At 73.8% G+C, this 709-nt stretch carries 1 protein-coding gene; it reads right to left on the bottom strand.

Annotation, left to right across the window (positions count from 1 at the left end; genetic code table 11):
- Positions 1-152 precede the first annotated feature (152 nt).
- A partial coding sequence (locus tag N801_RS19085) for a class F sortase (protein WP_211254768.1) occupies positions 153-709 on the bottom strand: 557 nt, incomplete at its 5' end.

The following is a 709-nucleotide window of genomic DNA, read 5'->3' as shown; positions in this document are numbered from 1 at the left end:
TGATGTCCTCCGCGTCGTGGTGTCCTCCGACGGACCTGAGGGCGATGGTGTGCACGAGACCGCCGAAGCGGCGGTAGACCTCGGCGAGGGCGTCGCGGTCGTCGTCGGCGACGAGCCGCATGAGCTCGGCATCACTGGTCCCCGAGGGCGCATCACTCACCACGGTGCTCACGATAGGCGACCCCCTCGGTGACGCTCGCCCGTCGGGCGATGGCCACGACGTTGTCCTCGTAGTGGCGCGTCCTCGGGTTCCACTCACCACCACAGCTCACGAGGTGCAGCCGCGCCGGGCCGGAGCGCGAGAACAGGGCGTCCACGTCCAGGGCGGTCTTGGCGTACTGGTCGACCCGTTCGACGACGTACTCGACCCGGGCGCCGTCGACGGTGACGACGATCCGCGCCCCCTCGTCGAGCCGGGGCAGCTTCGCCAGCGGCCCGACCTCGTCGCGCGAGTCGACGTGGGCGGAGATGACGCTCGCGCCGTTCGCGGACGTCGGACCCGGGCCGAAGCGGTACCACCCGCCGATGTCGGGGTCCTTCGGCAGGGCCATCTGGCCGTCCTTCGCGACCCCGACGGGGACGACGGGGAGGACGACGTCGAGGGACGGGATCTCGACCCGGAAGCTCGCGGGGGGCGCGGGGGGCGCGGGAGGCACCGTCCGCGGGGCGGGAGTCGGGGCCGCGGACCGCCGGGCCGGGGCGCGGCTCG

Origin of the sequence: Knoellia aerolata DSM 18566 (assembly GCF_000768695.1) — a bacterium.
Taxonomy (GTDB): Bacteria; Actinomycetota; Actinomycetes; order Actinomycetales; family Dermatophilaceae; genus Knoellia; species Knoellia aerolata.
This window is presented reverse-complemented; position numbering and strand designations above follow the sequence as displayed.